The following is a 24428-nucleotide window of genomic DNA, read 5'->3' as shown; positions in this document are numbered from 1 at the left end:
GTGAGTAGTTTCATATTGGATGGATGAGCGCAGACGTCGTGCGTCTCGCAGCCATTCACCATTCACCATTGGCTGGTGTCCCCATGCCTTACCAATCACCTATCTCCCCCGGTCGCTCCTGGTACGAAGACACAGCCGGACCACGCCCTGAGTACCCTGCCCTGGACGGCGACCGCAGCTGCGACGTCGTCGTCGTCGGCGGTGGCTTCACCGGGCTGTCGGCGGCCGCTCATTTGGCCAAGGCGGGAGCCGACGTCGTTCTGATCGAGGCGCATCGCTTCGGCGACGGCGCTTCAGGGCGCAATGGCGGCCAACTCGGCACGGGCCAGCGCGCCTGGGCCGAAGAGATGGAGGCCGAATACGGCTTCTCCCGCGCCAAGGCGCTGTTCGACCTTGCCGAGGAGGCGAAAGCGCACCTGCTCGAATTCGCCGCCGTCAACCAGATCGACATCGACTATATGCCCGGCCAGTTGTCCGTGGCGCACAAGCCGCGTTATCTCGACGACTACAAGGCGCATGCCGAGATCATGGCGGGCCGCTTCAATTATCCGCACATCGCCTTCATGGATGCCAGGGAAACGGCCGAACGGCTGGGCTCCACACGCTACTTCGGCGGCACCCGCGACACCGGCACCGGACACATCCACCCGATGAAACTGGTGATCGGCACGGCAAAGGTCGCGGCAGCGGCCGGCGCGCACCTGTTCGAGCAGACACTATCGACCGGTGTTACCTCCAGCGGCGGCAAGGTCAGGGTGACGACTTCGAGAGGAACCATCACCGCCCAGAAATGCCTGATCGGTGTAAATGCCTATGGCGGCACGCTCGAGCCGGTGAGTGCCGCGCACATCATGCCCATCGGTTCCTTCATCGGCGCGACGGTGCCGCTGGGCGTCGATTCGAAAGTGCTGCCGGGCGGCGAGGCGGTCGACGATTCGCGTTTCGTCGTGCGTTATTTCCGCAAATCCAGGGATGGAAGGCTGCTGTTCGGCGGGCGCGAGGTCTATGGCGTCAACGATCCGAAGGACATCCATGTCCATATCCGCCGGCAGATAGCCGAGCTTTATCCGGAACTGAGCGATGTCGAGATCACCCATGGCTGGGGCGGCTATGTCGGCATCACCATGCCCAGGAAACCGTTCGTGCGCGAGGTGATGCCCAATGTGATCTCGGCCGGAGGCTATTCCGGCCACGGCGTGATGCTGTCGAACTTCTTCGGCAAGCTCTATGCCCAGACCGTCGCCGGCAACCGCGACAGACTGAAGCTGATCGAGGACCTGAACATCCCGGCTTTTCCCGGCGGCCGGCGATTTAGAACGCCATTATTGTTCTTGGCACTGAACTGGTTTGCCCTGAGGGACCGAATATAGGGAAGTATCTCATATCAGCCGTGGCTGGTACTGAGCCGATTCTATTGAGCTGTTGGTTGCCGCAGCGAGACGTTGCAGAATCCTTAACAAGAGCGCACAATTCCCCTGAGGGCGCACTGATGCCACAATCAAGGGCAAAGGATGCCGGTTCTGGGCGATTGAACGGGGATTTCTGCGGGCCTGCCCGCTTTGTTGTTGGGACCGATGCCGATCGAATGCCGGGCTGCCGGCGCCGATCGAAAGAACACCGGCTCATCTTTTGGAGGTGGCGAGAGTGAACGAGCCCTTCAGTTTCAGCGCGCCGGAACGTCGGCGCTTCGCCATGCAATTCGGTTATGACATGCGGCCCTCCTTCTGGCAGGGGGTGCGCACGAATTCGCATCTGGTGATCGCCGCGGTCGGCACCGCAGCGCTGCTTGGTGTGGCGGGCATAGCGCTTTGGCTGGCATTGCCGGCCAACGACCGGCAAGCGATCGCCAGCACACAGCAGAACGTTCCGACTTTTCCGGTCAAGACGACCAAGATTGCCCCGGTCGCGGCGACGGCTACCGCGGTAGCGGCGCCACAAGCCGCGCGCAAGGGCGACGCGGTTTCATCGACGGTCGCTGTGGGTGGGGCTGCGATGCCGCCGCTGTCGGCCAACGATCCGCGCTGGACTGCGGCGCAATCCAACAGCGACCCTGCCGCGACGCCATCCGATCAGGCGCCTGCCGAGCAGGCTGCCGCCAAACCGTCCGATGCCGCGGCATTCGAAGAACCGGCGGCCCAGGGCGACGCCACGACGCAGCTGTCAAAGGTCGCTGCTGCCGCCAATGACGACGACGCGGAAACCGCCGCCATACCGACGCCAAAACCGCAACTTCCAGACGAGCAATCTTCCGCCGCAACGAACGATACCCAGACCAAGGCCAAGCCACAGAAGGTGGCTGCTGCAGCCGGCACCGGACGCATCCTCAGGACAGTGACAATGCGCAGCGGTCCGCAGAAAAACGCCGCCGCCATCGGCACCGTGCCCGCCAAGTCATCGGTGCAGGTGATGAGTTGCAAGAAATGGTGCCAGATCGTCTACAACGGCAAGCGCGGCTGGATCTACAAGAGCTACATCAAGACCGGAGCTTGAGACACAGACGAAGCCGCCAGATCTGGTCAGCCGCCGAGCAGCCATCTGAAACGGTGTCTTCTGCGAGCAAGTTGGCGCTTCACCAGGAAATCCCGGTGTTCCTCGAACGGCACCTCATAGAGGCCGCACATTTGGCAGCTTTCGGACTTGCCGCATAGCGGGGTCCAGCATTTCACATCGTGCGTCCAGGCGAGCGCGATCCTTTCCAGATGAAGGTTAGACGAACTTTTCAGCAGAATCAGTTCTCCTGGGACCGCCGTCTGTTTGATGTGATCCGAAACTTCCTTGGGACTGCGAAGCTCAATGAACCGGCCGCTGTCGCGGTCGGCCTGGCTGGCGCGCGAGCGATGCGCATTGTCGCCCGTGTAGATGACCTCATCGGCGATTTCGCGCGCGATCTTGTATGCACTGCCGTATTTCCTCGGCGAGCCGGCGAAGTCGGATATCTGCCCAAGCACAATGCGCTTGCGAGCGACCTTGGCCTTTGCGATCATCTCCAGGGCAATGTTGAGCGAATGCCAGGGCGCTTTGGCCGTATCGACCAGGAATTTCGGACCCGCTGATACCTCTTGCACCGTAGAGCGGTTGGGCAGTGGTGCAAACGATGCCGTTCTCGCTACGACTTGCTCTGGCGGGACGCCAAGTTCCAAGGCGGCGGCAACAGCCGCTGCAGTCGGCAGCCAGAATTGCTCGCCGGGAAAAGGCGCTTGAATATTCAGGCTGCCACTGCGCCAATGAAGGGTGAACCGCAGCAATTCCGGATACGCGGCATGCACGTCACTCACGCGGTAGTCTGCCTCGCCGGACTGGCCGAAGGTCGCAATCCGGCATTTCGCGCCAGACGCCATGCCGATCACCAGTGGGTCATCGCAATTGAGAACCGCAAGTCCATCGGGTTGGAGTGCCTCGACCAGCGCCCGCTTCTCTCCCGCCACAGCTTCCAGAGTCCTGAACTTGCCGAAATGCTCCAGACGGATCATCGTAACCACCGCCACACTCGGCTTCAGCATCTGCGCCATGGCGCTGATCGTGCCGAAGTCGGAAGCGCCGGCTTCGAAAACGACGTAATCGACTTTGCCGGCCTTCCTCAGGCGCTTGTAAAGCGTTCGAACCAACACCTTCATAGTGTTGGCCAGAACCTGTGTGTGGACCGAACCGTGGCCAGCCAGGATGTGTCCAAGCAGGCTTCCCGCCGTCGTCTTGCCGGAGCTTCCGGTAACGCCGATGAAAATTGCCTTGCTTCGCGCCCGCGCACGCGTGGCCAGGTAAAGCCGCAGCCGCCATCCCAGATCATAGCGACTTTTCTGCTGCCTGATCTTCATCACCCGCCAACACTATCCACGATCCCGTTATGCCTTTCGGGTGATCGAGAAGTCAAACTGGGGTCCGGCGTGACGACGTCAACTGTTCGTTCCTCGGCCGGCCGGCGCACCGATGCGAACTTTTGCCGACGTTGCTCTGTCTGCCGTGCATTGCGAACAGCGAGGTACTTCCCGAATTGCTCAAATGCAGCGGCCGCCGTCGACCTCCAGCGCCACGCCGGTGATGAAGGCGGCTTCGTCCGACGCAAGCCAAAGCGCAGCGTTGGCGATATCGAGCGGCGTCGACAGACGGCCGAGCGGTATCGAGGCACGGAATTTCTCGCGGATCTCGGGCGTGTCAGTGCCCATGAATTTCTCCAGCATGCCGGTCTCGCCGGCGACCGGGCAAAGGCAGTTCACGCGGATGTTCTTGGGCGCGAGTTCGACCGCCATCGACTTGGTCGCGGTGATCGCCCAGCCCTTCGAGGCATTGTACCAGGTGAGCCCCGGACGCGGCCGCAGACCGGCGGTCGAAGCCGTGGTCAGGATGACGCCGCCGCCCTGCCGCTCCATGATCGGCACCACGGCAAGTGCGGCGTGGTAGATCGCCTTCATGTTGACTGAAGTGATCAGGTCGAAGGTCGCCTCGTCGACGTCGAGCATGTCGCCATTGCGATGGGTGTAGCCGGCATTGTTGACCATGATATCGATGCGGCCGAAGGCGCTTTTTGCGGCATAGACCATCTCGTCGAATTCGGAACGCTGCGAAACGTCGGTCTGGGTCCAGATCGCGGCCTGGCCGATCTCTGCTGCAACGCGCTCCGCGCCCTTGGCGTTGAGGTCGGCGACGACGACCTTGGCGCCCTCTTCGGCAAAGCGCCTGGCCATGCCTTCGCCGAAACCTGACGCAGCACCCGTGATGACGGCAACCTTGTTTTCCAGACGCATGCTTTTTCCGCTCATTGAAGACCCACCTCGCAAGCGCATTTTTCCTTTTTGTTTGATGCGTGTCTGTCTCCCAGAACCGCTTCGCACTTCTGGGCGACACGCATTAGCTTTCGTCACATTCCCGCTTTATGTTGCAGGCGCGAAAGCCCCGGGACCATCGCTTGACGAAAAGCCTCCGGGTGGCAGCCAGTGTCAAGGCACATTTGGAGCGAATCAATATGCAGTGATTTGGCCTTGATGTGACACCATGGCACTGGATAATTTAAATCGATTAGATTATATCCTGCCGCGTCACAGCGAGCGGCGTCAAAGCGGACAGACCATGACCAGCCAGATCATTCCCGTCGAGCCTTTCGACTTCATCATTTTCGGCGGCACCGGCGACCTGTCGGAACGCAAGCTGCTGCCCTCGCTCTACCACCGCCAGCGCGACCACCAGTTTTCCGAGCCGACCCGCATCATCGGCACCTCGCGCTCCAAGATGAGCGACGAGGAATTCCAGGCTTTCGCCAAGCAGGCGATTTCCCAGCATGTGAAGCCGGCCGACATCGACGCCGAGGAACTCAAGACATTTCTTGCCCGGCTGTCCTACGTATCGGCCGACGCGACGACGGGTGCCGGCTTCGACAAGCTGAAAAAGGCGATCGGCGAAAGCGACCGCATCCGCGCTTTCTATCTGGCGGTGGCGCCGGCGCTGTTCGGCGACATCTCGCACCAGCTGAAAGCCCACAATCTCATCACGCCGAATTCACGCATCGTGCTGGAGAAGCCGATCGGCCGCGACCTCGATTCGGCGCGCAAGCTCAACGACGTGGTTGGAGACGACTTCCACGAAAGCCAGATCTTCCGCATCGACCACTATCTCGGAAAGGAGACGGTGCAGAATCTGATGGCGCTGCGCTTTGCCAACGCGCTCTATGAGCCGCTTTGGAATTCTGCCCATATCGACCATGTGCAGATCACGGTAGCCGAGACCGTCGGTCTTGAAGACCGCGTCACCTACTACGACAAGGCCGGCGCGCTGCGCGACATGGTGCAGAACCACATGCTGCAGCTGCTCTGTCTGGTTGCCATGGAAGCGCCATCGTCGATGGATGCCGATGCCGTGCGCGACGAGAAGCTGAAGGTGCTGCGGGCGCTGAAGCGCATCAACGGCAATGAGGCACCCAAGCACACCGTGCGCGGCCAATACCGCGCCGGCGCCTCTGCAGGCGGCGCGGTGAAAGGCTATGTCGAGGAACTTGGCAAAGACAGCTCCACCGAGACTTTCGTCGCCATCAAGGCTGAGATCGGCAATTGGCGCTGGGCCGGCGTGCCATTCTATCTCAGGACCGGCAAAAGGCTGGCGACCCGCGTTTCGGAAATCGTCATCGAGTTCAAGCCGATCCCGCATTCGATCTTCGGCGACAGCGCCGGGCCGATCTCAGCCAACCAACTGGTGATCCGGCTGCAGCCCGACGAAGGCGTCAAGCAGTTCATCATGATCAAGGATCCAGGCCCGGGCGGCATGCGGCTGCGCCAGATTCCGCTCGACATGAGCTTTGCAACATCTTTCGACGGCCGCGCGCCGGACGCCTATGAACGGCTAATCATGGATGTTATCCGCGGCAACCAGACGCTGTTCATGCGCCGCGACGAGGTCGAGGCGGCATGGAAGTGGATCGACCCGATCCAGAACGCCTGGGAAAGCGCCAGGCAGGAGGCGCAAGGCTATACGGCCGGCACATGGGGTCCCTCGGCCTCGATTGCGCTGATCGAACGCGACGGGCGGACATGGCACGAAAGCAGTTGAGCGAGCCCGTCTATAACTGGAACGGCTTTGCCGGGCGCCAGGACCTGGCGGCAGCCCTTGCCGGCAATGTCGCGGCGCGCCTGACCAAGGCCATCGACGAGCGCGGCACGGCCCTGCTTGCCGTTTCCGGCGGCACCACGCCGGCAAAGTTCTTTGCAGCACTTTCGGCCATTCCGATCGCCTGGAACAAGGTGACGGTGACGCTGGTCGACGAACGGTTCGTGCCGGCCTCCTCGCCGCGCTCGAATGCGGGGCTGGTCGCGGCCAACCTGCTGCAGAACAAGGCGGCTGCCGCGCACTTCGTGCCGCTCTACCATGAGGCGGCAAGCATCGAGACCGCCGCGGCGGCCGACGATGCGGCGCTGAAGGCTCTGCCCTGGCCCCTCGATGTCGTCGTGCTCGGCATGGGCGGCGACGGCCACACCGCCTCGTTCTTTCCCGACGCCGAGAATCTCGGCGATTTGCTCGACCCAGCCTCATCAAGGATCGTGCTGCCGGTTCACGCGGCAAGCGCCGGCGAACCCCGGTTGACGCTGCCGCTGGCGCGGATCGTCGACGCCGGCTTCATCGCGCTGCATATAGAAGGCGAGGACAAGCGCACCGCCTTCGACGATGCGATGGGACCGGGCGCGAAAAAGCCCATCCGCAAAGTGCTCGAAGCGGCACCCACCCCGGTAGAGGTGTTCTGGGCACCCTGATTTCACGCAAAGTAGTCCCGGCAGACGGTGGAGGACGTTCTTCCGGGGCTCGAAAGGACCGACCATGACAGCCAGACGCGACATCGAAGCCATCACGGAACGCATCCGCCAACGCTCGAAAGCCGGCCGCGAGCGCTATCTCGGCCGCATCGCCGAGGCCTCCAGCCGCACCGCCAACCGCGGCGTCCTGTCTTGCGGCAACCTCGCGCATGGCTTTGCCGTCTGCAGCCCGTCTGAAAAGCTGGCGCTCGGCGCCGACAAGGTGCCGAACCTCGGCGTCATCACCTCCTACAATGACATGCTGTCGGCGCATCAGCCCTTCGAAACCTTCCCGGCGCTGATCAAGGAAGCCGCGAAGGAAGTTGGCGGCATCGCGCAAGTGGCCGGCGGCGTGCCCGCCATGTGCGACGGCGTGACCCAGGGACAGCCCGGCATGGAGCTGTCGCTGTTTTCGCGCGACGTCATCGCCATGTCGGCGGCGATCGGCCTGTCGCACAACATGTTCGACGCCGCCGTCTATCTCGGCGTCTGCGACAAGATCGTGCCGGGGCTGGTGATCGCGGCTCTCACCTTCGGCCATCTGCCGGCGGTGTTCGTGCCGGCCGGGCCGATGACGACGGGCCTGCCCAACGACGAGAAGGCCAAGGTTCGCCAGCTCTATGCCGAGGGCAAGGCCGGACGCGCAGAACTGCTCGAAGCGGAGTCCAAATCCTATCACGGGCCGGGCACCTGCACGTTCTATGGCACCGCCAATTCCAACCAGATGCTGATGGAGATCATGGGCCTGCATACGCCCGGCGCGTCCTTCGTCAATCCAGGCACGCCGCTGCGCGACGCGCTGACGCGCGAGGCGACCAGGCGAGCCCTGGCGATCACCGCGCTCGGCAACGCCTACACGCCGGTCGGCCGCATGATCGACGAGCGCTCTTTCGTCAATGGCGTCGTCGGCCTGCACGCCACCGGCGGCTCTACCAACCACACCATCCATCTCATCGCCATGGCCGCGGCGGCCGGCATCACGCTTACCTGGCAGGACATTTCCGACCTGTCGGAAGCGGTGCCGCTTCTCGCGCGCGTCTATCCGAACGGGCTTGCCGACGTGAACCATTTCCATGCCGCCGGCGGGCTCGGCTTCCTGATCCGCGAATTGCTCGACGAAGGCATCCTGCATGAGGATGTGCAGACGGTATGGGGCGAAGGCCTGAGGCCCTATGCGGTCGAGGCCCGGCTCGGCGAAGATGGCGGCGTCGTGCGTGAAGCCTCGCCGCTGCAGAGCGGTGACGAGAAGGTGCTGGCGCCGTTCAAGAAGGCCTTCCAGCCGACCGGCGGCCTGAAAGTGCTCGCCGGCAATCTCGGCCACGCCGTCATCAAGACGTCCGCCGTGAAGCCGGAACGCCGCGTCATCGAGGCGCCGGCCAAGGTGTTCGACAGCCAGCAGGGACTGAACGAAGCCTTCAAGGCCGGCACGCTGACCGGCGACTTCATCGCCGTCATCCGCTTCCAGGGCCCAAAGGCAAACGGCATGCCGGAACTGCACAAGCTGACCACCGTGCTCGGCATCCTGCAGGATCGTGGCCAGCGCGTCGCGCTGGTCACGGACGGGCGCATGTCTGGCGCTTCCGGCAAGGTGCCGGCGGCGATCCATGTAACGCCGGAAGCGGTCGAGGAAGGGCCGATCGCCAGGATCCATGACGGCGACATCATCCGGCTCGACGCCGATGCCGGCACGCTGGAAGTGCTGGTGCCGGGGCCCGAGCTCGCGCTGCGCCGCACGGCCGACATTGATCTCATCGGCAACGAGTTCGGTTTCGGCCGCGAGCTGTTCGCCGGTTTCCGCCAGCTGGTCGGCCGCGCCGACCACGGCGCCAGTGCTTTCGGCACGGCCTGAGGCATCATTGCCTATTTTGTAAAAAGGGCGGCTCGAGCTCGGTTTGAGGCCGCCCTTTGGTGAGGGATGGATGGCGATTACGGCTGAACCGTAATCTCGCTCCGTTCGCCGGCCTTGACCGTCACCGGCATTTCCTTGTCATGGCCTTGATCGGGCATGTGGCGGAGGACGACATAGTCGCCGGCCGGGATAGTCTGCTGCCAGGTGTCGCCATAGTTCAGGCCGAGCGCCTTGCGGTTGCCCTGGATATCCTTCTTCGACGACAGCACCTCGATCGAATAGGCGCCCGGCGCCGACATCACCAGCACGCCGGCATCGAGCGTCACCTTGACGTCCTTGACGTCGCCAACCTTGACGCTGAAAGGCTGCTCGACGGTTGCGAGCTCAAGCGAGGTGACCGCGACATAATCGTCCGGCGGCAGCCAGAATTTGCTGTCGGGCCCATAGGAGTGGGCGACATCGTCACGCGAGCCGTCGATCTTTTTCTTGGCCTTGACGATCTGGACGCTGATGCCCGAGGAGTCGGCCTTGTCGCCACCTGCAGTGTAGTAGGCGTTGACGGCGGCATGGCCGACGCCGACGACTATGTCTTTTTCCACAGTCTGCCCGGCGGCGAGCTGGATGTTCTCGGTCACCGAGCCGCTGCCGATCGCAACCGTCACCTTCTGCTCACCAGCCGGCACGATGATCCTGGTGTCGCCATAGTGGGTGGTGCTGCCGCCCGGGAAGGCGAAGTCGACATCGGCTTCGTCACTGATCTCGGCGCCCTGGCTTGGCTTTGGATGGATGAGCATGGTGCCGGCGTTCAAGGTGAAGAGCGGCTTGTAGACCTGGCCCGCCTCGATCTTGACCTTCTGTTCCGCCCGAGCTTCGTCGGCGCGCGCGACGACGACATAGTCGCCCGGCTCGAGATTGGCCTCGTAGTTGTTGTACTGGGTGGTGACGGCCTCGCCGTGCGTGCCATCGGCCTTGGCCTTGTAGACCTCCCAGGCATTGCCGTCGGTGATCGGATCGCCGCCTTCGGCCATGACCACGCTCGGGATGAAATTGAATTCGGGCTTTGCCGGTTCAGGGGCTGGAGCTGGGGCTGGCGCCGGTGCGGGTTCAGGTGCCGGAGCCGGCGCGGCGACGGTTTCGACCAGTGCTTCCTGCAGCGCCTTCTCGTCCGAGGCCTGGATATATTTGCCGCCGGTGTTGTCGGCAAGGCAGGCGATCTGCTTGCCCTCGTCAGCGGTCAGGCCGAAGCCGACGACGTCGACTGTGAAATCGACGCCTGAGGCCTCCAGTTCCTTGCCCAGCGCGCACGGGTCACCTTCGCAGGTTTCAAGCCCATCGGTGATGAGGACCACGGTCGCCTTGTCCTCGGTGTATTTCAGAGCTTCGGCCGCCTGCTTGACGGCTGCGGTCAGCGGCGTCTTGCCGAGGAATTTCAGGCTGTCGGCAGCGGCCGAAATGGCGCTAGCCGAGCCGGCTTGCGGCGGCACGATCAGTTCGATGTCGTCGCAGCTGCCCTTTTCGCGGTGGCCATAGGCCATGAAGCCGATCTCGTCGTCGCCCGGGACCGACTGCAGCACGGTCCTCAGCGATTCGCGCGCGATCTCGAGCTTCGGCTTGCCGTCGATCTGGGCCCACATCGAGCCCGAAGCGTCAAGAATGATGATGACCTTGTTGGCGGCAAAGCCGAGCGAAGTCATCGACAAAAGGAGCAGCGCCGCAGCGACGCTCCGCAAAAGTCCCGCCATGGAAATCTCCTTGAGACCGCCCTCTGATCCGCGCCGGAAGCTATTTGACGGCGCGTCCGGGCACAAGCCCCGGAGCGGGTTACGAACGGTTGCCGTGTAACAGGATCGGCGCCGGCCGAGGCCTGTTCCGAGGCCGGCTCAGCACCGCGTCAGTACGTGGTGCGCCGCTCTTCGGAAGGCGGACGGCCGAACTGCAGCCGATAGCTCTGCGCGAAATAGGAGTGCGAGGTAAAGCCGGTGGCAATGGCCACGTCGAGGATCGGCATGTTGGTCTGGCGCAGCAGTTCGCGCGCCCGCTCAAGCCTGAGCCGCATGTAGTAACGACCGGGCGTGACGCTCAAATGGCGCAGGAACAAGCGCTCGACCTGGCGCACCGACAGGCCCGCCGATTTGGCAAGCTGCACGGCTGATAGCGGCTCGTCGAGATGGTCGGCCATCAGTTCGACGATGCGCCTTAGCTTCTCCGACTTGCCGGTCAGGTCGCGCTCCGGCCCGACGCGCTGGCGGTCGCCGGCGGAGCGGATGCGCTCATGCTGGAACTGGTTGGCAACGCCGTTGGCGAGGTTCGAGCCGAAGTCGCCACGCACGATCTCCAGCATCAGGTCGATCGAGGTGGTGCCGCCGGCGCATGTGTAGCGCTTGCGGTCGATCTCGAAGACGTTGCCGGTGCAATTGATGTCGGGAAAGCGCTCGACGAAGCCGGCGCGGTTTTCCCAATGGATGGTGCAGCGATAACCTTCGAGCTGACCGGCTTCGGCCAGGAGGTAAGAGCCCACCGACAGCGCGCCGAGCGCATTGCCGCGCCGGCCCCAGCTGCGCAGCGCCGCCAGCACCTTGCTCTTGCCGGGGAACTCGACCGACAGGCCCACCGACACGAACAGGATATCGACCGGCGGCAAATCGGCGACGGCATAGTCGATCTTGAGCGGCAGGCCGTTGGAGGCCATGACGGGATCGCCGTCGGCCGAGACCGTCGTCCAGCCATAGAAATCGCGGCCGAGCAGGCGGTTGGCCGAGCGGAAGGTATCGATCGCCGCTGCCAACGAAAACATCGAAAACTTGTCGACCAGCAGGAACGCGAATTGCCGGCCCCCTTGAACGGGATCATCCACGACCGGCCGTTCAGAGGGAATAGTAAGGTTCGGCAAAGAAGCTGCTTTCTGGGTCAGAAGGAAGGCCGCTTCAAGCCGGCCGCAAGGTAGGCTGAGGCTAACGTATTGGCCATCAGCATGGCAATGGTCATCGGTCCGACACCGCCGGGCACGGGGGTGATGGCGCCGGCGGCCTTGGCCGCTTCGGCATAGGCTACATCGCCGACGAGGCGGGTTTTGCCTTCGCCTTTCTCGGGTGCGGCAATGCGGTTAATCCCGACATCGATCACGGTGGCGCCGGGTTTGACCCAGTCGCCCTTGATCATTTCGGGCCGGCCGACGGCGGCAACCAGAATGTCGGCTGTGCGGGCCAGCGCCGGCAGATCCTTGGTGCGGCTGTGGGCAATGGTGACGGTGCAGTTGGCGGCAAGCAACAGATTTGCCATCGGCTTGCCGACGATGTTGGAGCGGCCGACGACGACCGCGTTGAGGCCGGAAAGATCCTTGCCGCGCACGCGTTCGATCAAAAGCATGGAGCCAGCCGGCGTGCAGGGCACGAAGGCTGTTTCGAGTTCGCCGGTGCCGAGCTTGCCGACATTGATGAAATGAAAGCCGTCGACATCCTTTTGTGGCGCGATGGCCTGGATGATCTTGCCGGCATCGATATGGGCGGGAAGCGGCAGCTGCACCAGAATGCCGTTGATGGCCGGATCGGCGTTGAGTTCGCCGATGATCTTCAGCAGTGCCGCTTCGGACGTGTCGGCCGGCAGTGTGTGCTGCAGCGAATGAAAGCCGCATTCCTTGGCGGTGCGCGACTTCGACGCGACATAGACCTGGCTTGCCGGATCCTCGCCGACGATGACCACCGCCAAGCCGGGCTGGGCCTTTCCCTTGGCGACCAGGTCCTCGGTCAAGGCCTTGACCTTCTGAACCACGTCTGCGGCGACGATCTTTCCGTCAATCACTTCGGCCATGAACCATCCTCGACATCATTCCAGCCAAGGCGCGGCGCGCGCCTTGAACGTTGCTTCGTGCATGTCGTTGTTCCAAACGTTCCGCCCATTCGGGTAAAGCCCGACGGCAGCGTTTTTTGGGCGCCATGCTGCGCGGCATTGTCACGAAATTTGGCCTAAGCAATCCCGTCAAAGCGCCGTCACATGCCGTAAACTCGAAACCGGCAGCTTTTATTCTGTGCTGACGGGCTCAGAGCGACTCATCCTTTCACGGAAAGGCTGAACCGCTCTATTTCTTGTTTTGACGCAATTCCCAAGGGAAAGCGCGCTACGCGCTTTTCCCGGGAAAACCGTTTCACACTTTTCCTGGAATTGCTCAGAAATAGCGGCGGTGCGAACGGCTTTCGGTGAGTTCGCGCACCGCTTCGCGAAATTCGCGCAGGCTGGCGCGGATATCGTCGATTTGCGCCTGCTGGTCTTCCGGCGCCGCCCCAGCGGGCTGCGGAGAAGACCACGGCCCGGACGCCGCGGGCATCGGCTGAGCCTGCGAATAGGCATAGTCAGCCGGCTGACGAGGCTGCGCGTAGCCAGGCTGCTGCGCAGGGGAATTGGCGTGCGGAACCTCGTTCCGGAAGTCCGGCTGGCGATAGCCCACAGGCTCCTGCACCGGCCTTGTATATTCGGCGGCTGGTTGGGCGCGGTAGGTCTCGACGGGTTCGCCTGACGTCCCGCTACCCGGCGCGGCTTTGCGCATCGCCGAGAACAGTCCGTCGAACAGACCTGGGCTCCGGGCGGGAGCGGCCGCGGTCGGCAACACCGGAGGTGCTGCCGGTGGCGGCGCCACAGGCAGCGGCGCGCGATAGACCTTGTCCTCGACCGGAGGGGGGCGCTCGTCCATTCTGCCGCGCGAACGCGAATTGGCAGCGCCGCGCAGGCTGGCAAAGGCGCCGCGCATGGCGCCGACACCGATGCCCGAAGCAAGCCCGAGCAGCAGGCCGGCCATCGCTATTACAGCCCGCGACGGTCCGTTGGGTTCGAGCGGCGGTTGCGCGGGGGTCATCAGATTGATGTTGGTGGTGTTGATGTTTTGCTGTTCGCCGGTCTCCTTGGCGCGCAGAAGGTACTGTTCGTAGACGGAGCGTTTGGCCGTGGCGTCACGCTCCAGTTCGCGCAGGCTGACCAGATCGCTGTTGACGTCGCCGCTCTGGACCTTTGCCTGAGCCAGGCGGGAAGCGAGATCCTGCTCAAGCTGAACCGAGCGCTTCAAATCGACCTGCAGCGACGAGGCGATGCGGCGCAGTTCGCCTGCGATGCGCTCGCGCGAGCCGTCGAGCTGGGCGTTGAGCGCCTGGTATTCGGGATGACGCGGTCCCAGACGCACGGCGGCGCGGTCGGCCTCCTGCTTCAAAACTGCATATTGCGCGCGCAGTTCGCTCATCGTGTTGGAATTGATTTCTTCCGGCAAGGTGCCGTTGATGACCGAATTGACGTCCAGCGAACGCGCCGACGCGGCCCGGGCATTGAGTTCCAGCGTACGGGCCCGGGTGACTGAGAGCTGCTCGTTGAGCTTCAGCATCTGGTCGTCGCTGATCAGATGGCCCTGCGCGTCGACGAGATCATGCGTGGCCCTGAAATCCTCGACCTTGCGCTCCGCTGTCTCGACATTCTTGCGCAGGTCATCGAGCTTGGCCGTCAGCTGGTCCGTCGCGCGCCCGGCCATCCCGAACTGGTATTGGGCCGCCTCCTGCTGGAAAACGTCCCTGGTCGTATTGGCTATCTTCGCCGATTTGTCGGCGCTTTGAGTGGTGGCGCTGATGGAAACGACAAAGCTCTTGCCGCTGCGCTCAACCGACAGGCTCTTGGCCAGATTGCCGACCGCCAGCGCCTGGCGGCGCACTTCACCGCCGCCGCCAGGGCCATCCTGGCGCGACAGTATCGAGCGAATGAGCGACAGGACGCCAAGGCCGCCAGAGCCCTGTCCGTTGAATTCCGGATCGTCGACGAGATTGAGATCGGCCACGACCTTGTCGAGGACCTTGCCGGATGTCACCATCTTGATGCGGGTTTCGACAACAGCCAGCGCCGCATCGGGCTGCCCGACCGGTTGGGTGAGATCGTTGTCGGAAAGCTTCAGGTCGCCTGGCTCGATGACCATCTGTGTGGTGGCTTCGTATTTCTTCGGTGTCGAAACGGCGACGGCGACGCCGAGCACCGTGCCCAATATCGTCGTCGAGACGATCAGCAACTTGGAACGACTAATGCCGCGGACGACCTGGAGCGGATCGATCAGCGGCTTCCATTCCTGCCCGTCATCGTCGTCGCGGTCCGGTCGCTGCTCGTGGAAAGAGCGGAGCTCATAGGCGGCGTGCTGCTGACGCCGGCCGGAAACAGGCTCCTCACGCGCGCTGGCGGCCGAAACGGGTTCGCCGTCGGCCTGGAACTGCGGCGGCTCGGGCGGTGACGTTGGCGCCGGATTCGACCGCGCCTCGCGTTGCGAGCGGGCTATGCGGTGACGCGTGGCGGCGTCCTCGCGCCATGACGGATCCACCCGGTCACCGATCGAGACCGCCGACGCATCCGCCGCCTCATCGCCGCGCACGGCTTTGCCGAGCGCCAGGAGGGAGCGCTCGCGCCTCCAGTCTTCACGGTTTTCCCTGTCGACCATTGTCTCGAAACTTTACCTTCGACGGCGCAGGAGCGGCGGTCGGCCAATCGTTAAGTCACGCTAAACAGGCATGGGAAACAAAAGGTTAATTTCCGAAGTCTGCAAGTGAAAGTTTCTCGCTTCGCCACGCATTGCCGGGATCTGTAAAATGGCGTCAGAACCGCACGTTAAGCTTTGCGGCTTACGGCTTTCCTCGATATGACGCAGGCCAGCGACATACCGCAAAGGCGGACACTCGCCCGCATCGGCACCTTCCTCGCCGAAAGACGGGGGCTGGTTCGCGACTATCTTTCAGCCATCAGCGGCGCCGGCGGGCGGCTGGTGTTCTCGCTTGCCTATTTCATCGCACTTGCCAACACGCTGTCGATTGCCGAGTTCGGCATGTTCGCCACCGCCTCGGCGGCCGGCGTCATGCTGTCGCGCATCCTCGCTTTCGGCTTCATCTCGGCGCTTTACCGCACAGCCACCATCCGCCCCAATCTGATCGGCACCTTCACCGCCGGCTTCCTTTTGCTTGGCGCCGTGTCCTTACCACTGCTGGCGGCGGCCTCCTGGGGCGTCTACCTGATCTTCTTCGCCAGCACCGTTCCGCTGGCCGTCTTTGCCGCAATCGTCTTTGCAGAGGCGCTTTTGTGGCGGCCGGTCGAGGTGGTGCTGATCGTCAACAACGGGCTCGGCAAATTCGGCCGCGCCGCCGTGCTGTCGATCGTGGCCACGGCGTTCCGCGCGCTGGGCGCCGTGCTGTTCATGCTATCGGGCCAGCACAGCGTCTGGATCTGGTCGTTGTTCTACATCGGCGCCAACGCCGCCTCGCTGCTGCTGGCCTTCGGCTTCTATTATCCACGCCAGCGGCTGAGGCTGCGCACCGAGCTCTATCTCAGGCGGCTTGCCGATTCGATCTATGTTGCAGGAGCCGAAGTGCTGTTCTACCTGCAGTCGGAATTCGACAAGCTGCTCGTGCTGGCGATCGGCGGGCCGCATCTGGCCGGCATCTATGCCATCATCATGCGGCTGGTCGACCTGACGGCAATCCCGATCCGCACCTTCTCGATGATGCTGGTGCAGAGGATGATGCGGGCGCCGGAGCTGTTGTCGCGACTGCGGGTCAAGAGCGGTATCGAAGCCGGCGTGTTCCTGGTGTCGACATTGGCACTGGCCGCACTCGGCATCGTGCTGCATTTCTTCCCCAATGCACTTGGCCGGAATGTCGCCGAGGCGGCGCCCTTGGTGGCGTTGGCAATCGGCGTGCCGGGACTGCGCAACCTGGTCGAATACCAGGCCGAGCTGCTGTTCGCGCGCGGCCAGACCGCGCTCAGGGCGCTCAACCTCGGCCTGCTGGCGGGGCTGAAGGCGGTGCTGTTGACCTATGTGCTGACCACGATTGCCGACACGCCCAGGCTTGTCGTATCGCTCAATGTCGTCTTCCTGCTGCTCTATCTCGCCTCGGCGCTGCTAACCTATTCGGCGCTGCGCAAGCCCGCCAAGGCAATCTAAGCCAATCCGATCAGGCGGCGGATGCGGCCGATATCGGTGCCGATGAAGGATTGCATGCCGATCGCCACCTGCCCCGGTGCCATAGCGGCGACGAAGCTGCGGAATTCGTCATCCGACAGCGCCTCCCCGGTCCAGTGCACGCGGCAGAATTCCTCCGAGCCGTGGAAATGGCCGGCGCCCCCCAGCACATCGTCGACATAGCGGCCATAGATCATGCATTCGGAGAACCGGCGCACTGAAGCGATGACCTCGACCCAGCCGCGCGCGTGCACCTTCTCGATCTCGGCGCACATCGCCGTCACGGTCTGACGGCGCCAGGCGATCAGCGTCGAAATATAGTCGTGGTTCGAAACCTCGGATGCATCGATACCAATCGCCGAGGCCGCATTGCGCGACCAGATGCGATGCTCGTCGTGACCGTCGCTCGACAGCACGCCGTCGCGCCGGAACAGCCGCACCTTGCCGTCGCGCCAGAAGGCGCTCAGATCGAATGGCTTGAGGAAGGCGACGTCGGAATCGCAGAAGACCAGCACGTCTTCTCCAGCATGCGCAGCGATGGCGATGCGGCGCAGCTGCTGCACATGCCAGCCGCGCAGCGGCTGGGTCTTGAGACTGAGCCAGATGCGACGGCGAAAGAGGCTCATCGGATCGTCGAACACACGCAGCCAGCGCGGCAGCAGGTCGCGCTCGTCGACAACGCTGCGGCGGTCGTTTTCCAACTGGCGAAACAGCGCCACGTCGCGGTGCTCGACCAGAATGTAATGATGCGCCAAGCCGGAGACATGGCGGTCGAGGGTCTCGCACAACAGGCGGCAGCGTTCGAAATCCGGCGCATAGCTGGCGGTCACCACCGCCGCCGTCGGCGTTTGCGGCAGGGCACCGGTCTCGGCTGCAGGGCTCGGCACGACGCGGCTGTTCACCGCAACTCTCCGGCGGGCTCGGGCCGACGCGAGAATTTCTGCCTGACGACACGCAGCAGGAACACCGGATTGCCGACGACGTAGCGGCGCCACAGCCGGCCGGGCTCGATGCACAGACGGAACAACCATTCGAGCCTCAGCTGGCGCATCCACAGAGGCGCCCGCGGCACCGTGCCGGAGAGAAAATCGAGCAGCGCGCCGACGGCGATCGGCAGCGTGCAGTGGCGGGCATCGATATGACGGGCGATCCACAATTCCTGGCGCGGCACGCCCATGGCCACAAGCAGCACGTCGGGCCGCAATGCCTCGATGCGATCGACGATCGCCTGCTCTTCGGCGGGGGAGAAATAGCCGTCATGGATGACGACGAATTCGTGCTGCACCGCCAGAGCGGCTAGCCTGACCGACGCCGCCTCGGCGTTGGCGCGGGTGGCGCCAAGCAACCCGACGGTCAGCGGCCTCGCCGATGCCTGCAGAAAGGCCGGAATGAGATCAGTGCCGTTGAGATTGTCCGGGAACGGCGCGCCGTAGAGCAGCTTTGCCGCCAGATCGACGCCAACGCCGTCAGGCAGGATGAGGAAATCGTCGAGCGCCTCGGCAAAGACCGGATCGGTAGAGGCGATGTTGGCGTTGTGAGCGTTGAGAAAACTGACCTTGGTGAAGCGCCGCTCGGCGATCAGACGAGTGAGCAGCGCGATCGCGTCATCCCAGCCGATGGCAAGGACCGAAATGCCAAGGATCGTCTTCAGCGTATCGAGCCCGAAGGCGGCGCGGGCGGTGTGCATGTTCATGCAAACACCTCCTTCCCCACCGGCCCAAGCTTTTCCAGTCCGAGCCTGATGGCGGCATCCAGTGCCTTAATCTGCCTGCGATGGAAGGCGCTGCCATCGACATCCCTGACATCGGCCGCAGCTGCCTCCAGCGCGCCGGCGAAGGCGGCCGGATCGTCGGTGATGAAACAATTTGCCGGGCGATGATCGATGCCGCGCAGCGAACGGCTGGTGGCGACCGACGGCAGGCCGAGCTCGAAGGTTTCGATGGTCTTGAGCTGAACGCCGCTGCCCGCGGTGCTGATCAGTGGAATGACGGCGGCGCCGCGCACGAAATTCTGGGCGTCGGACACGCGGCCGACAAATTCGACACCGGGATGGGCAGAGGTGATATCCGACGGCATGTTGCCGGCGACCCTGATGCGAAAGCTCCGGCGAAGATGCGGCACGACTTTTTCCAGGAACCAGTCGAGGCCGATGCGGTTCGGCTGCCAGGTCCAAGTGCCGATCAGCGCCGCGTCGCAATCGATGCGGCGCGGCTTGACCGGCTTTGGCGCCGTGGCAGTGGTCACCAGCGGCAGCACCGCCGAGCGGTCGTCGCTGGCAACGCCGAGTGCGGCGCGGTCTTCCTCGGCCAGCGTGAAGACGAAGCGAGCCCGGCGGCAGAGCCGCTCCTCCATGGTCTTGAGCAGCCTGGCCTCGCGGGCAAACAGCAGGCGCTGGAAGCGACTGTTTGCTGCTGCCGCATTCTCTTTGGCCGAACCATGTTCGACATTGTGGGCGACGAAAATCGAGGGACGGTCGGCGAATAGTTTTTCGAAGGCGCCGGCGAACTGCACGGAATTCAGGACATAACCGTCGAAGGGACCGGCGCGCTCGATCGCGGCACGGACTTCGCTGTCGGAAACCGCGCGCAGCTTCACGGAAGCGAAGGTGAGCCCTGACAGCACCGCCTTGCCAAGCCAGGCGAGCTTCTGCCGCGCCGAGGCGCTTTCCGTGCGCACGTCGACGGCGCCGAGCACGATGGTGTTTTCGGGGTCGCTGGGCGCCTTGCCCGGCCAGATGAAGCCGATGACGGTGACGCGCACGCCGGCGCGCCGCAAGGCGGCGATGATCGCAGCATTGGCGATCTCATAGCCCGAAGCGAGAGCGCCGTCGGGCACGATCGATGTGGCGAACAGCAGATGCATCTCACCTATCCAGGCGTCGGCCACTAGCAAAGCTGGGTGAACCCTTGATTAAATCACGCAACGCAACGGCTGAAAGGCGCGGACCGGCAGGCGCCGCTGCGAAAGGTGATTAACGAAACGTTATCGTCGCGGTGTTATCGAAAGCCAGATTCAAAACATGCGGCTGGAGCGGATGATCCCTTTGCCATCGGACGGTTCGGTATCGATTGCGGGACGCTCTCCGGGGCTCGCCGCAGAGACGATGGAAGCCGTCGTCACGCTGCCGACCTTCAAGCGGCCGCAACTGCTGCTCGAAACGCTGGCGTCGCTCAAGGCACAGCAAACCAGCCGGCGCTTCGCCGTCATCGTCATCGAAAACGAGGCCGAGGCGCGTGAGGGCGCCCAGGCGGCCGTGCCGCTGTTCGAACGCGACGATATGAAGGGCATGGTCATCATCGCGCATGAGCGGGGCAATTGCAGTGCCTACAATGCTGGCTGGCAGACGGCGATCCTGCATTTTCCGGATTTCCGCCACCTGCTGGTCATCGACGATGACGAGATCGCCGACGCGGACTGGCTGGAGCGCATGTGCAGGACGGCGGAGACGCTTGGCGCCGACATTGTCGGTGGCCCGCAAGTGCCGGTGTTTACCGATCCTGCTCACGCCAAATGGGCCGAGCACCCGGTGTTTGCGCCGCCCTATCGCCAGACCGGGCGCGTGGCCGCACTCTATTCCTCGGGCAACCTTCTGGTCGGGCGCAATGTGCTCACCATCATGGGGCCACCCTTCCTCGACCTGCGGTTCAACTTCATGGGCGGCGGCGATTCCGACTTCCTCAGCCGCTCGGCGCAGAAAGGTTTCGTGCTTGGCTGGTGCGCCGAGGCAAAGGTGCGCGAAGGCGTTCCGGCCCGGCGCGTCGAGGCTGACTGGATCCGCGCCCGATCCTTACGCAACGGTGTAATCTCGACGCTGGTCGAAAAGAAGAAGCGCGCCGGCACGCCATTCGCCGGCGCCAAGGTGTTTGCAAAAAGCCTGGCGCTGCTGATAGCCTCGCCCGTGCGCGGCGCAATCAAATTGGCGCGGACAGGATCGCTGTCGACGGCGCTTTACCCCGTCTATGTCTCGCTCGGCCGCGTGCTTGCCGAATTCGGATACGCCAATGAGCAATACAGGCAGCCTGAGAAGAACTGACGAGCTGCTGCTGGGCGGCATCGTCACCCGCGACGGCGTGGCGACGGCGATTGCCGCGCTGTTATTTGCCGTCGTCATCGTGTCGTTCCGGCCGTTTCAGCCGGCAGGCGCGGAACTGACCGGCGACGGCGGCGACATCGTCAACCAGCTCGGCTTCAGTTCGCTCGGCGCCATTTCGATCTTCTCACTGCTGACGTTCGCCGACCCCAAGGTGGTGCGCTCGCTGCTCAGCCCGTCCTGGATTCTGATGCTCGGCTTTTTCATGCTTTCGGTCATCAACGCGACCGACCCGTCCTCGGCCATGCGCGCGGCCTTCTTCACGCTGCTTGGCGTTCTGACGATAGCGACGGTCCTGGTGCTGCCGCGCGATGCCGACAGTTTTTCGAAAGTCATCATATTCTGCGCGATCGTCGTTATCGGCCTGTCCTATATCGGCCTCATCGTCTTTCCGCATGAGGCCCTGCATACGGCCGATTCGCAGGAGCCCGAACATGCCGGCCTGTGGCGTGGTGTGTTCGCCCACAAGAACATTGCCGGACCAATCATGGCCTGCTTCAGCTTCGCCGGCCTCTATCTCGTCCGGCGCGGCCAGAAATTCTGGGGCGTGGCGATCTTCGGCGCGGCGATGATCTTCATGCTGCACACCGGATCCAAGACGACGGCCGGCCTGGTGCCGTTCTCGATCCTGATCGTCGTGCTGCCGGGCATGATCGGCATGCGGTTCGGCACGCCGATCCTGTTTGCACTGGCGATCATTGCGACGGCCATCGGTACCTTAGGCATCGTCTTCATCCCGCCGGTGAAAGAGCTGGCGGCCACCTATTTCCCCGACCTCACCTATACCGGGCGCACGACGCTGTGGGAGTTCTCCGGCGAGATGCTGGCGAAGAAGCCCTGGACCGGCTACGGCTATGAAAGCTTCTGGGGCACGCCGCTGCTGCTGAGCCAGGACCAGCCTTTCGACCGGGCCTGGGACATCCGGACCATCGTGCATGGCCATGACGGCTATCTCGACATTGCGGTGCTGATGGGCATCCCGGCGCTGTGCGTTGCCGTCTACACTTTCGTGATCGCGCCGCTGCGCGACTACATGCGCATCCCGCCGCGCAAGGAGAACATCTATCTCGGTGACTTCTTCATGATGGTGGTGCTGTTCACGGCGCTGAACGCGTTCCTGGAAAGCTTCTTCTTCCATCGCGGCGACCCGGTGTGGCTGTTCTTCGTGCTCGGCGTGCTTGGCTTGCGGCAAGTGTCGCTGCGGCCGATCGCGGTACGCCGGCGACCTTGACCGGCTGGCCTGATCCAGCACCCCTTGGGGCTTTCCCGTCTGCCCGCTAGCGTCTAAGGAGAACCCTTGTCTCGGAGGGCTCTCAATGACGATCAGGCTTGTTCTCGCCGGTTGCGGCAATATGGGTTACGCCATGCTTGCGGGCTGGCTGAAATCCGGCAAGCTTGCCCCGCAAGCCGTGTTCGTGGTCGAGCCCAATGCCGAATTGCGCAAGCGCGCCGAGCACCTCGGTTGCAGTGTCGCCGCGGGAGCGAACGGGATCCCCGCCGACGCAGAGCCCGACCTCGTCGTCATCGCCGTCAAGCCGCAGGTGATCCGCGACGTCACCGCCGCCTACAAGCGCTTCGGCGACGGCAGGACCACCTTCGTCAGCATCGCCGCGGGCACGCCGGTCGCCACCTTCGAGCACATACTCGGCCATCTCGCGCCTGTTATCCGCTGCATGCCCAACACGCCGGCCGCGATCGGCAAGGGCATGATGGTGGTCTATTCCAACCCGCTGGTGACCGACGACATCAGGCGTTTCGTTGCCGAGCTGCTGTCGGCGAGCGGTGTGGTGACGACGATCGACGACGAAGGCCTGATGGACGCGGTGACGGCAGTTTCGGGGTCCGGTCCGGCCTACATCTTCCATTTCATCGAGGCGCTTACGGTTGCAGCCGAGAAGGCCGGGCTGCCGACCGAGACCGCCAGGCTGCTTGCCATGCAGACCGTCTATGGCGCTGCTGCACTCGCTGCCGAAAGCGGCGAGGAGCCCGGCGTCCTGCGCCAGCAGGTGACCAGCCCCAACGGAACCACGGCAGCCGCCCTTGCCGTGCTGATGGGCGAAGACCGGCTGACGAAGCTGCTGACCGAGGCGGTGGAAGCCGCGCGGCTGCGGTCGGTGGAATTGGGGAAGTAAACCGTTCGCGATACGTCAGGGCTGTAGGTGGCCCGTGTGCTCCTGCCTTAGCCCCGGGCCAACCGTATCAGCCCCACTTCATTTCACCCTTAGCGACCTTTGCTCCCAGTTCCAGCGACGAGACGTCAAGAAGATCAGGATAGCGCCGCTTCATCGCCGCAATCAGTTCCACGCTGGATTTCGATTTCCCGGCTTCCTCGTTGAAGGCTTCGAGGTAGGCGCGGGTGAATTCCACGGCCGCAAGACCGTCCGGCGCGCCGGCTACCTGATGGGACGGCACCACGATTTTGGGTTTGCGCGCCGTGATTTCATCAAGCGCGGCAATCCATTTCTTGCGGTCGTCTACGGTTGGCTCGTCGGCAACCCAGACATGTACGCCGGACGAGATCAGCACGCCGCCGAACACCGCTTCAAGGCTGGGCACCCAGAGATACCGCCGGTCTTTCAGATCGGCGACGGTGACGATCTCGATCTTGTTTCCTTCGACTTCAAGTGAGGTGATATCGGATGCCTCGGGAATGACGACATCCGCCAGGACCTTCGGTCCATTGTCCTTGAGCTGTGGGCCCCAGACATCCAGCTTGGCTTGCACATTGGCTTTGATGGCCGCCACCGTCGCAGCGGCCGCGATGATCTTGGCGCCGGGGAAAGCATCCGCGACGGGATGCAGGCCAAAATAATAGTCAGGGTCGCTGCAACTGACATAGATCGTCGTCAGGGTCTTGCCCGTCGCCTTGATCGCATCCGCGACCGCACGGCCATCGGACAGGGTAAATCCGCCGTCGAGGAGGATGGCTTCTTTTTCCCCGGTCAGCAGCACCGGCGTGCGGCGGAAACCATTCTCGTCAGCCTGAAAATAGGTCCATTCCAGCTTGGCGGCGGCCCTAGCTGCAAAAGCCAGAGGCTGAAGCATGGCAACCATGCCCGTTGCCAGAAGGGTTTTCATCGTCTCGCGTCTTGTCCAAATGGTTTGCAAGATTTCAATCCTCAATGGGGGTTCAACTGATCGTTCGGAGATTGGCATCTCGGCATCGTTTGAAAAACCCGGATCAAAGAGACAGACTGTATGAATGGATCATACAATGGCAGCCGATGGGTCTGCGCCGTCAGCACGAGCGCAATGACC

Annotated in this window: 19 protein-coding genes; 9 read left to right on the top strand and 10 right to left on the bottom strand. The window is 63.4% G+C overall.

Annotated features, from left to right (window positions below; genetic code table 11):
- Positions 1–83 precede the first annotated feature (83 nt).
- Together ACYG9Z_RS18870 and ACYG9Z_RS18865 are read left to right on the top strand one after the other, a co-directional pair.
- On the top strand, positions 84–1370 hold the full coding sequence (locus ACYG9Z_RS18870) for an NAD(P)/FAD-dependent oxidoreductase (RefSeq protein ID WP_023692383.1): 1287 nt from the start codon (positions 84–86) through the stop codon (positions 1368–1370).
- Between the two features lie 274 nt (positions 1371–1644).
- A complete protein-coding gene (locus tag ACYG9Z_RS18865) occupies positions 1645–2490 on the top strand; it encodes an SH3 domain-containing protein (protein ID WP_023751975.1) in 846 nt (281 codons plus the stop codon).
- A gap of 26 nt (positions 2491–2516) precedes the next feature.
- Here the strand turns inward: ACYG9Z_RS18865 and ACYG9Z_RS18860 are convergent, their stop codons facing one another.
- Together ACYG9Z_RS18860 and ACYG9Z_RS18855 are read right to left on the bottom strand one after the other, a co-directional pair.
- The gene (locus tag ACYG9Z_RS18860) at positions 2517–3812 is read right to left on the bottom strand and encodes a Mur ligase family protein (protein WP_031193252.1); all 1296 of its coding nucleotides are present in this window, start codon (positions 3810–3812) and stop codon (positions 2517–2519) included.
- 180 nt (positions 3813–3992) lie between these two features.
- Positions 3993–4739 carry an SDR family oxidoreductase gene (locus ACYG9Z_RS18855; protein ID WP_027049416.1) on the bottom strand — a complete coding sequence of 249 codons (747 nt, stop codon included), beginning with the start codon at positions 4737–4739 and terminating at the stop codon, positions 3993–3995.
- Positions 4740–5061: 322 nt separating this feature from the next.
- On the opposite strand from ACYG9Z_RS18855, the gene zwf reads away from it, so the two are divergent.
- The 3 genes from zwf to edd all read left to right on the top strand — a co-directional run bounded on the left by zwf (position 5062) and on the right by edd (position 9117).
- Positions 5062–6531, top strand: coding sequence for a glucose-6-phosphate dehydrogenase (gene zwf / locus ACYG9Z_RS18850; RefSeq protein WP_023701815.1), 1470 nt, complete (start codon positions 5062–5064; stop codon positions 6529–6531).
- On the top strand, positions 6513–7229 hold the full coding sequence (pgl, locus tag ACYG9Z_RS18845) for a 6-phosphogluconolactonase (RefSeq protein WP_023701816.1): 717 nt from the start codon (positions 6513–6515) through the stop codon (positions 7227–7229). The genes zwf and pgl overlap by 19 nt, the downstream gene beginning before the upstream one ends.
- 64 nt (positions 7230–7293) lie before the next feature.
- Complete coding sequence (gene edd / locus ACYG9Z_RS18840; RefSeq protein WP_023747208.1) at positions 7294–9117, top strand: phosphogluconate dehydratase; 1824 nt, start codon at positions 7294–7296, stop codon at positions 9115–9117.
- A 77-nt stretch (positions 9118–9194) separates the two neighbouring features.
- On the opposite strand, the gene ACYG9Z_RS18835 is transcribed toward edd, so the two are convergent.
- From ACYG9Z_RS18835 to ACYG9Z_RS18820, 4 genes are all read right to left on the bottom strand, one after another.
- Entirely contained in the window at positions 9195–10859 is a 1665-nt protein-coding gene (locus tag ACYG9Z_RS18835) for a vWA domain-containing protein (RefSeq protein WP_023697312.1), read from the bottom strand.
- Between the two features lie 149 nt (positions 10860–11008).
- Complete coding sequence (locus tag ACYG9Z_RS18830; protein ID WP_032888631.1) at positions 11009–12007, bottom strand: GlxA family transcriptional regulator; 999 nt, start codon at positions 12005–12007, stop codon at positions 11009–11011.
- Between the two features lie 17 nt (positions 12008–12024).
- On the bottom strand, positions 12025–12924 hold the full coding sequence (gene folD / locus ACYG9Z_RS18825; RefSeq protein WP_023669302.1) for a bifunctional methylenetetrahydrofolate dehydrogenase/methenyltetrahydrofolate cyclohydrolase FolD: 900 nt from the start codon (positions 12922–12924) through the stop codon (positions 12025–12027).
- A 355-nt stretch (positions 12925–13279) separates the two neighbouring features.
- Positions 13280–15568 carry a GumC family protein gene (locus ACYG9Z_RS18820; RefSeq protein ID WP_023692390.1) on the bottom strand — a complete coding sequence of 763 codons (2289 nt, stop codon included), beginning with the start codon at positions 15566–15568 and terminating at the stop codon, positions 13280–13282.
- Between the two features lie 198 nt (positions 15569–15766).
- On the opposite strand from ACYG9Z_RS18820, the gene ACYG9Z_RS18815 reads away from it, so the two are divergent.
- A complete protein-coding gene (locus ACYG9Z_RS18815; RefSeq protein WP_023669300.1) occupies positions 15767–17062 on the top strand; it encodes a lipopolysaccharide biosynthesis protein in 1296 nt (431 codons plus the stop codon).
- Here ACYG9Z_RS18815 and ACYG9Z_RS18810 read toward each other — a convergent pair.
- Genes ACYG9Z_RS18810 through ACYG9Z_RS18800 form a run of 3 tightly spaced genes read right to left on the bottom strand, consistent with a single transcriptional unit; the run spans position 17059 to position 19942 of the window.
- Positions 17059–17982 (bottom strand): DUF6492 family protein, encoded by a 924-nt coding sequence (locus ACYG9Z_RS18810; protein ID WP_023669299.1) that lies wholly within the window; start codon positions 17980–17982, stop codon positions 17059–17061. The genes ACYG9Z_RS18815 and ACYG9Z_RS18810 overlap by 4 nt on opposite strands.
- Positions 17979–18773, bottom strand: a complete 795-nt coding sequence (locus ACYG9Z_RS18805; RefSeq protein ID WP_023715617.1) for a WecB/TagA/CpsF family glycosyltransferase — start codon at positions 18771–18773, stop codon at positions 17979–17981. Before ACYG9Z_RS18805 ends, ACYG9Z_RS18810 begins: the two co-directional genes overlap by 4 nt.
- Positions 18770–19942, bottom strand: a complete 1173-nt coding sequence (locus ACYG9Z_RS18800) for a glycosyltransferase (RefSeq protein WP_023751974.1) — start codon at positions 19940–19942, stop codon at positions 18770–18772. Before ACYG9Z_RS18800 ends, ACYG9Z_RS18805 begins: the two co-directional genes overlap by 4 nt.
- Positions 19943–20114: 172 nt before the next feature.
- On the opposite strand from ACYG9Z_RS18800, the gene ACYG9Z_RS18795 reads away from it, so the two are divergent.
- The 3 genes from ACYG9Z_RS18795 to proC all read left to right on the top strand — a co-directional run bounded on the left by ACYG9Z_RS18795 (position 20115) and on the right by proC (position 23302).
- A complete protein-coding gene (locus ACYG9Z_RS18795) occupies positions 20115–21113 on the top strand; it encodes a glycosyltransferase family 2 protein (RefSeq protein WP_023692395.1) in 999 nt (332 codons plus the stop codon).
- Positions 21082–22401, top strand: a complete 1320-nt coding sequence (locus ACYG9Z_RS18790; protein WP_023747211.1) for an O-antigen ligase family protein — start codon at positions 21082–21084, stop codon at positions 22399–22401. Before ACYG9Z_RS18795 ends, ACYG9Z_RS18790 begins: the two co-directional genes overlap by 32 nt.
- Positions 22402–22486: 85 nt before the next feature.
- A complete protein-coding gene (gene proC, locus ACYG9Z_RS18785; RefSeq protein WP_023701824.1) occupies positions 22487–23302 on the top strand; it encodes a pyrroline-5-carboxylate reductase in 816 nt (271 codons plus the stop codon).
- Positions 23303–23369: 67 nt separating this feature from the next.
- Here proC and ACYG9Z_RS18780 read toward each other — a convergent pair whose 3' ends face one another.
- Positions 23370–24269 (bottom strand): MBL fold metallo-hydrolase, encoded by a 900-nt coding sequence (locus ACYG9Z_RS18780; protein WP_023751973.1) that lies wholly within the window; start codon positions 24267–24269, stop codon positions 23370–23372.
- Positions 24270–24428 lie beyond the last annotated feature (159 nt).

It is taken from the genome of Mesorhizobium sp. RSR380A (assembly GCF_054719385.1).
Note: the sequence above shows the minus strand (reverse complement) of the source record. Positions and strands in the feature narration are given on the sequence as shown.

Bases quoted from the DNA above. Each gene is read 5' to 3' on its own strand.
- ACYG9Z_RS18805 (WP_023715617.1), bottom strand. From the start codon at position 18,773: ATGAACATGCACACCGCCCGCGCCGCCTTCGGGCTCGATACGCTGAAG.
- ACYG9Z_RS18835 (WP_023697312.1), bottom strand. From the start codon at position 10,859: ATGGCGGGACTTTTGCGGAGCGTCGCTGCGGCGCTGCTCCTTTTGTCG.
- zwf (WP_023701815.1), top strand. From the start codon at position 5,062: ATGACCAGCCAGATCATTCCCGTCGAGCCTTTCGACTTCATCATTTTC.
- ACYG9Z_RS18795 (WP_023692395.1), top strand. From the start codon at position 20,115: ATGATCCCTTTGCCATCGGACGGTTCGGTATCGATTGCGGGACGCTCT.
- ACYG9Z_RS18800 (WP_023751974.1), bottom strand. From the start codon at position 19,942: ATGCATCTGCTGTTCGCCACATCGATCGTGCCCGACGGCGCTCTCGCT.
- ACYG9Z_RS18870 (WP_023692383.1), top strand. From the start codon at position 84: ATGCCTTACCAATCACCTATCTCCCCCGGTCGCTCCTGGTACGAAGAC.
- ACYG9Z_RS18860 (WP_031193252.1), bottom strand. From the start codon at position 3,812: ATGAAGATCAGGCAGCAGAAAAGTCGCTATGATCTGGGATGGCGGCTG.
- ACYG9Z_RS18820 (WP_023692390.1), bottom strand. From the start codon at position 15,568: ATGGTCGACAGGGAAAACCGTGAAGACTGGAGGCGCGAGCGCTCCCTC.
- edd (WP_023747208.1), top strand. From the start codon at position 7,294: ATGACAGCCAGACGCGACATCGAAGCCATCACGGAACGCATCCGCCAA.
- folD (WP_023669302.1), bottom strand. From the start codon at position 12,924: ATGGCCGAAGTGATTGACGGAAAGATCGTCGCCGCAGACGTGGTTCAG.
- ACYG9Z_RS18815 (WP_023669300.1), top strand. From the start codon at position 15,767: ATGACGCAGGCCAGCGACATACCGCAAAGGCGGACACTCGCCCGCATC.
- pgl (WP_023701816.1), top strand. From the start codon at position 6,513: ATGGCACGAAAGCAGTTGAGCGAGCCCGTCTATAACTGGAACGGCTTT.
- ACYG9Z_RS18790 (WP_023747211.1), top strand. From the start codon at position 21,082: ATGAGCAATACAGGCAGCCTGAGAAGAACTGACGAGCTGCTGCTGGGC.
- ACYG9Z_RS18855 (WP_027049416.1), bottom strand. From the start codon at position 4,739: ATGCGTCTGGAAAACAAGGTTGCCGTCATCACGGGTGCTGCGTCAGGT.
- proC (WP_023701824.1), top strand. From the start codon at position 22,487: ATGACGATCAGGCTTGTTCTCGCCGGTTGCGGCAATATGGGTTACGCC.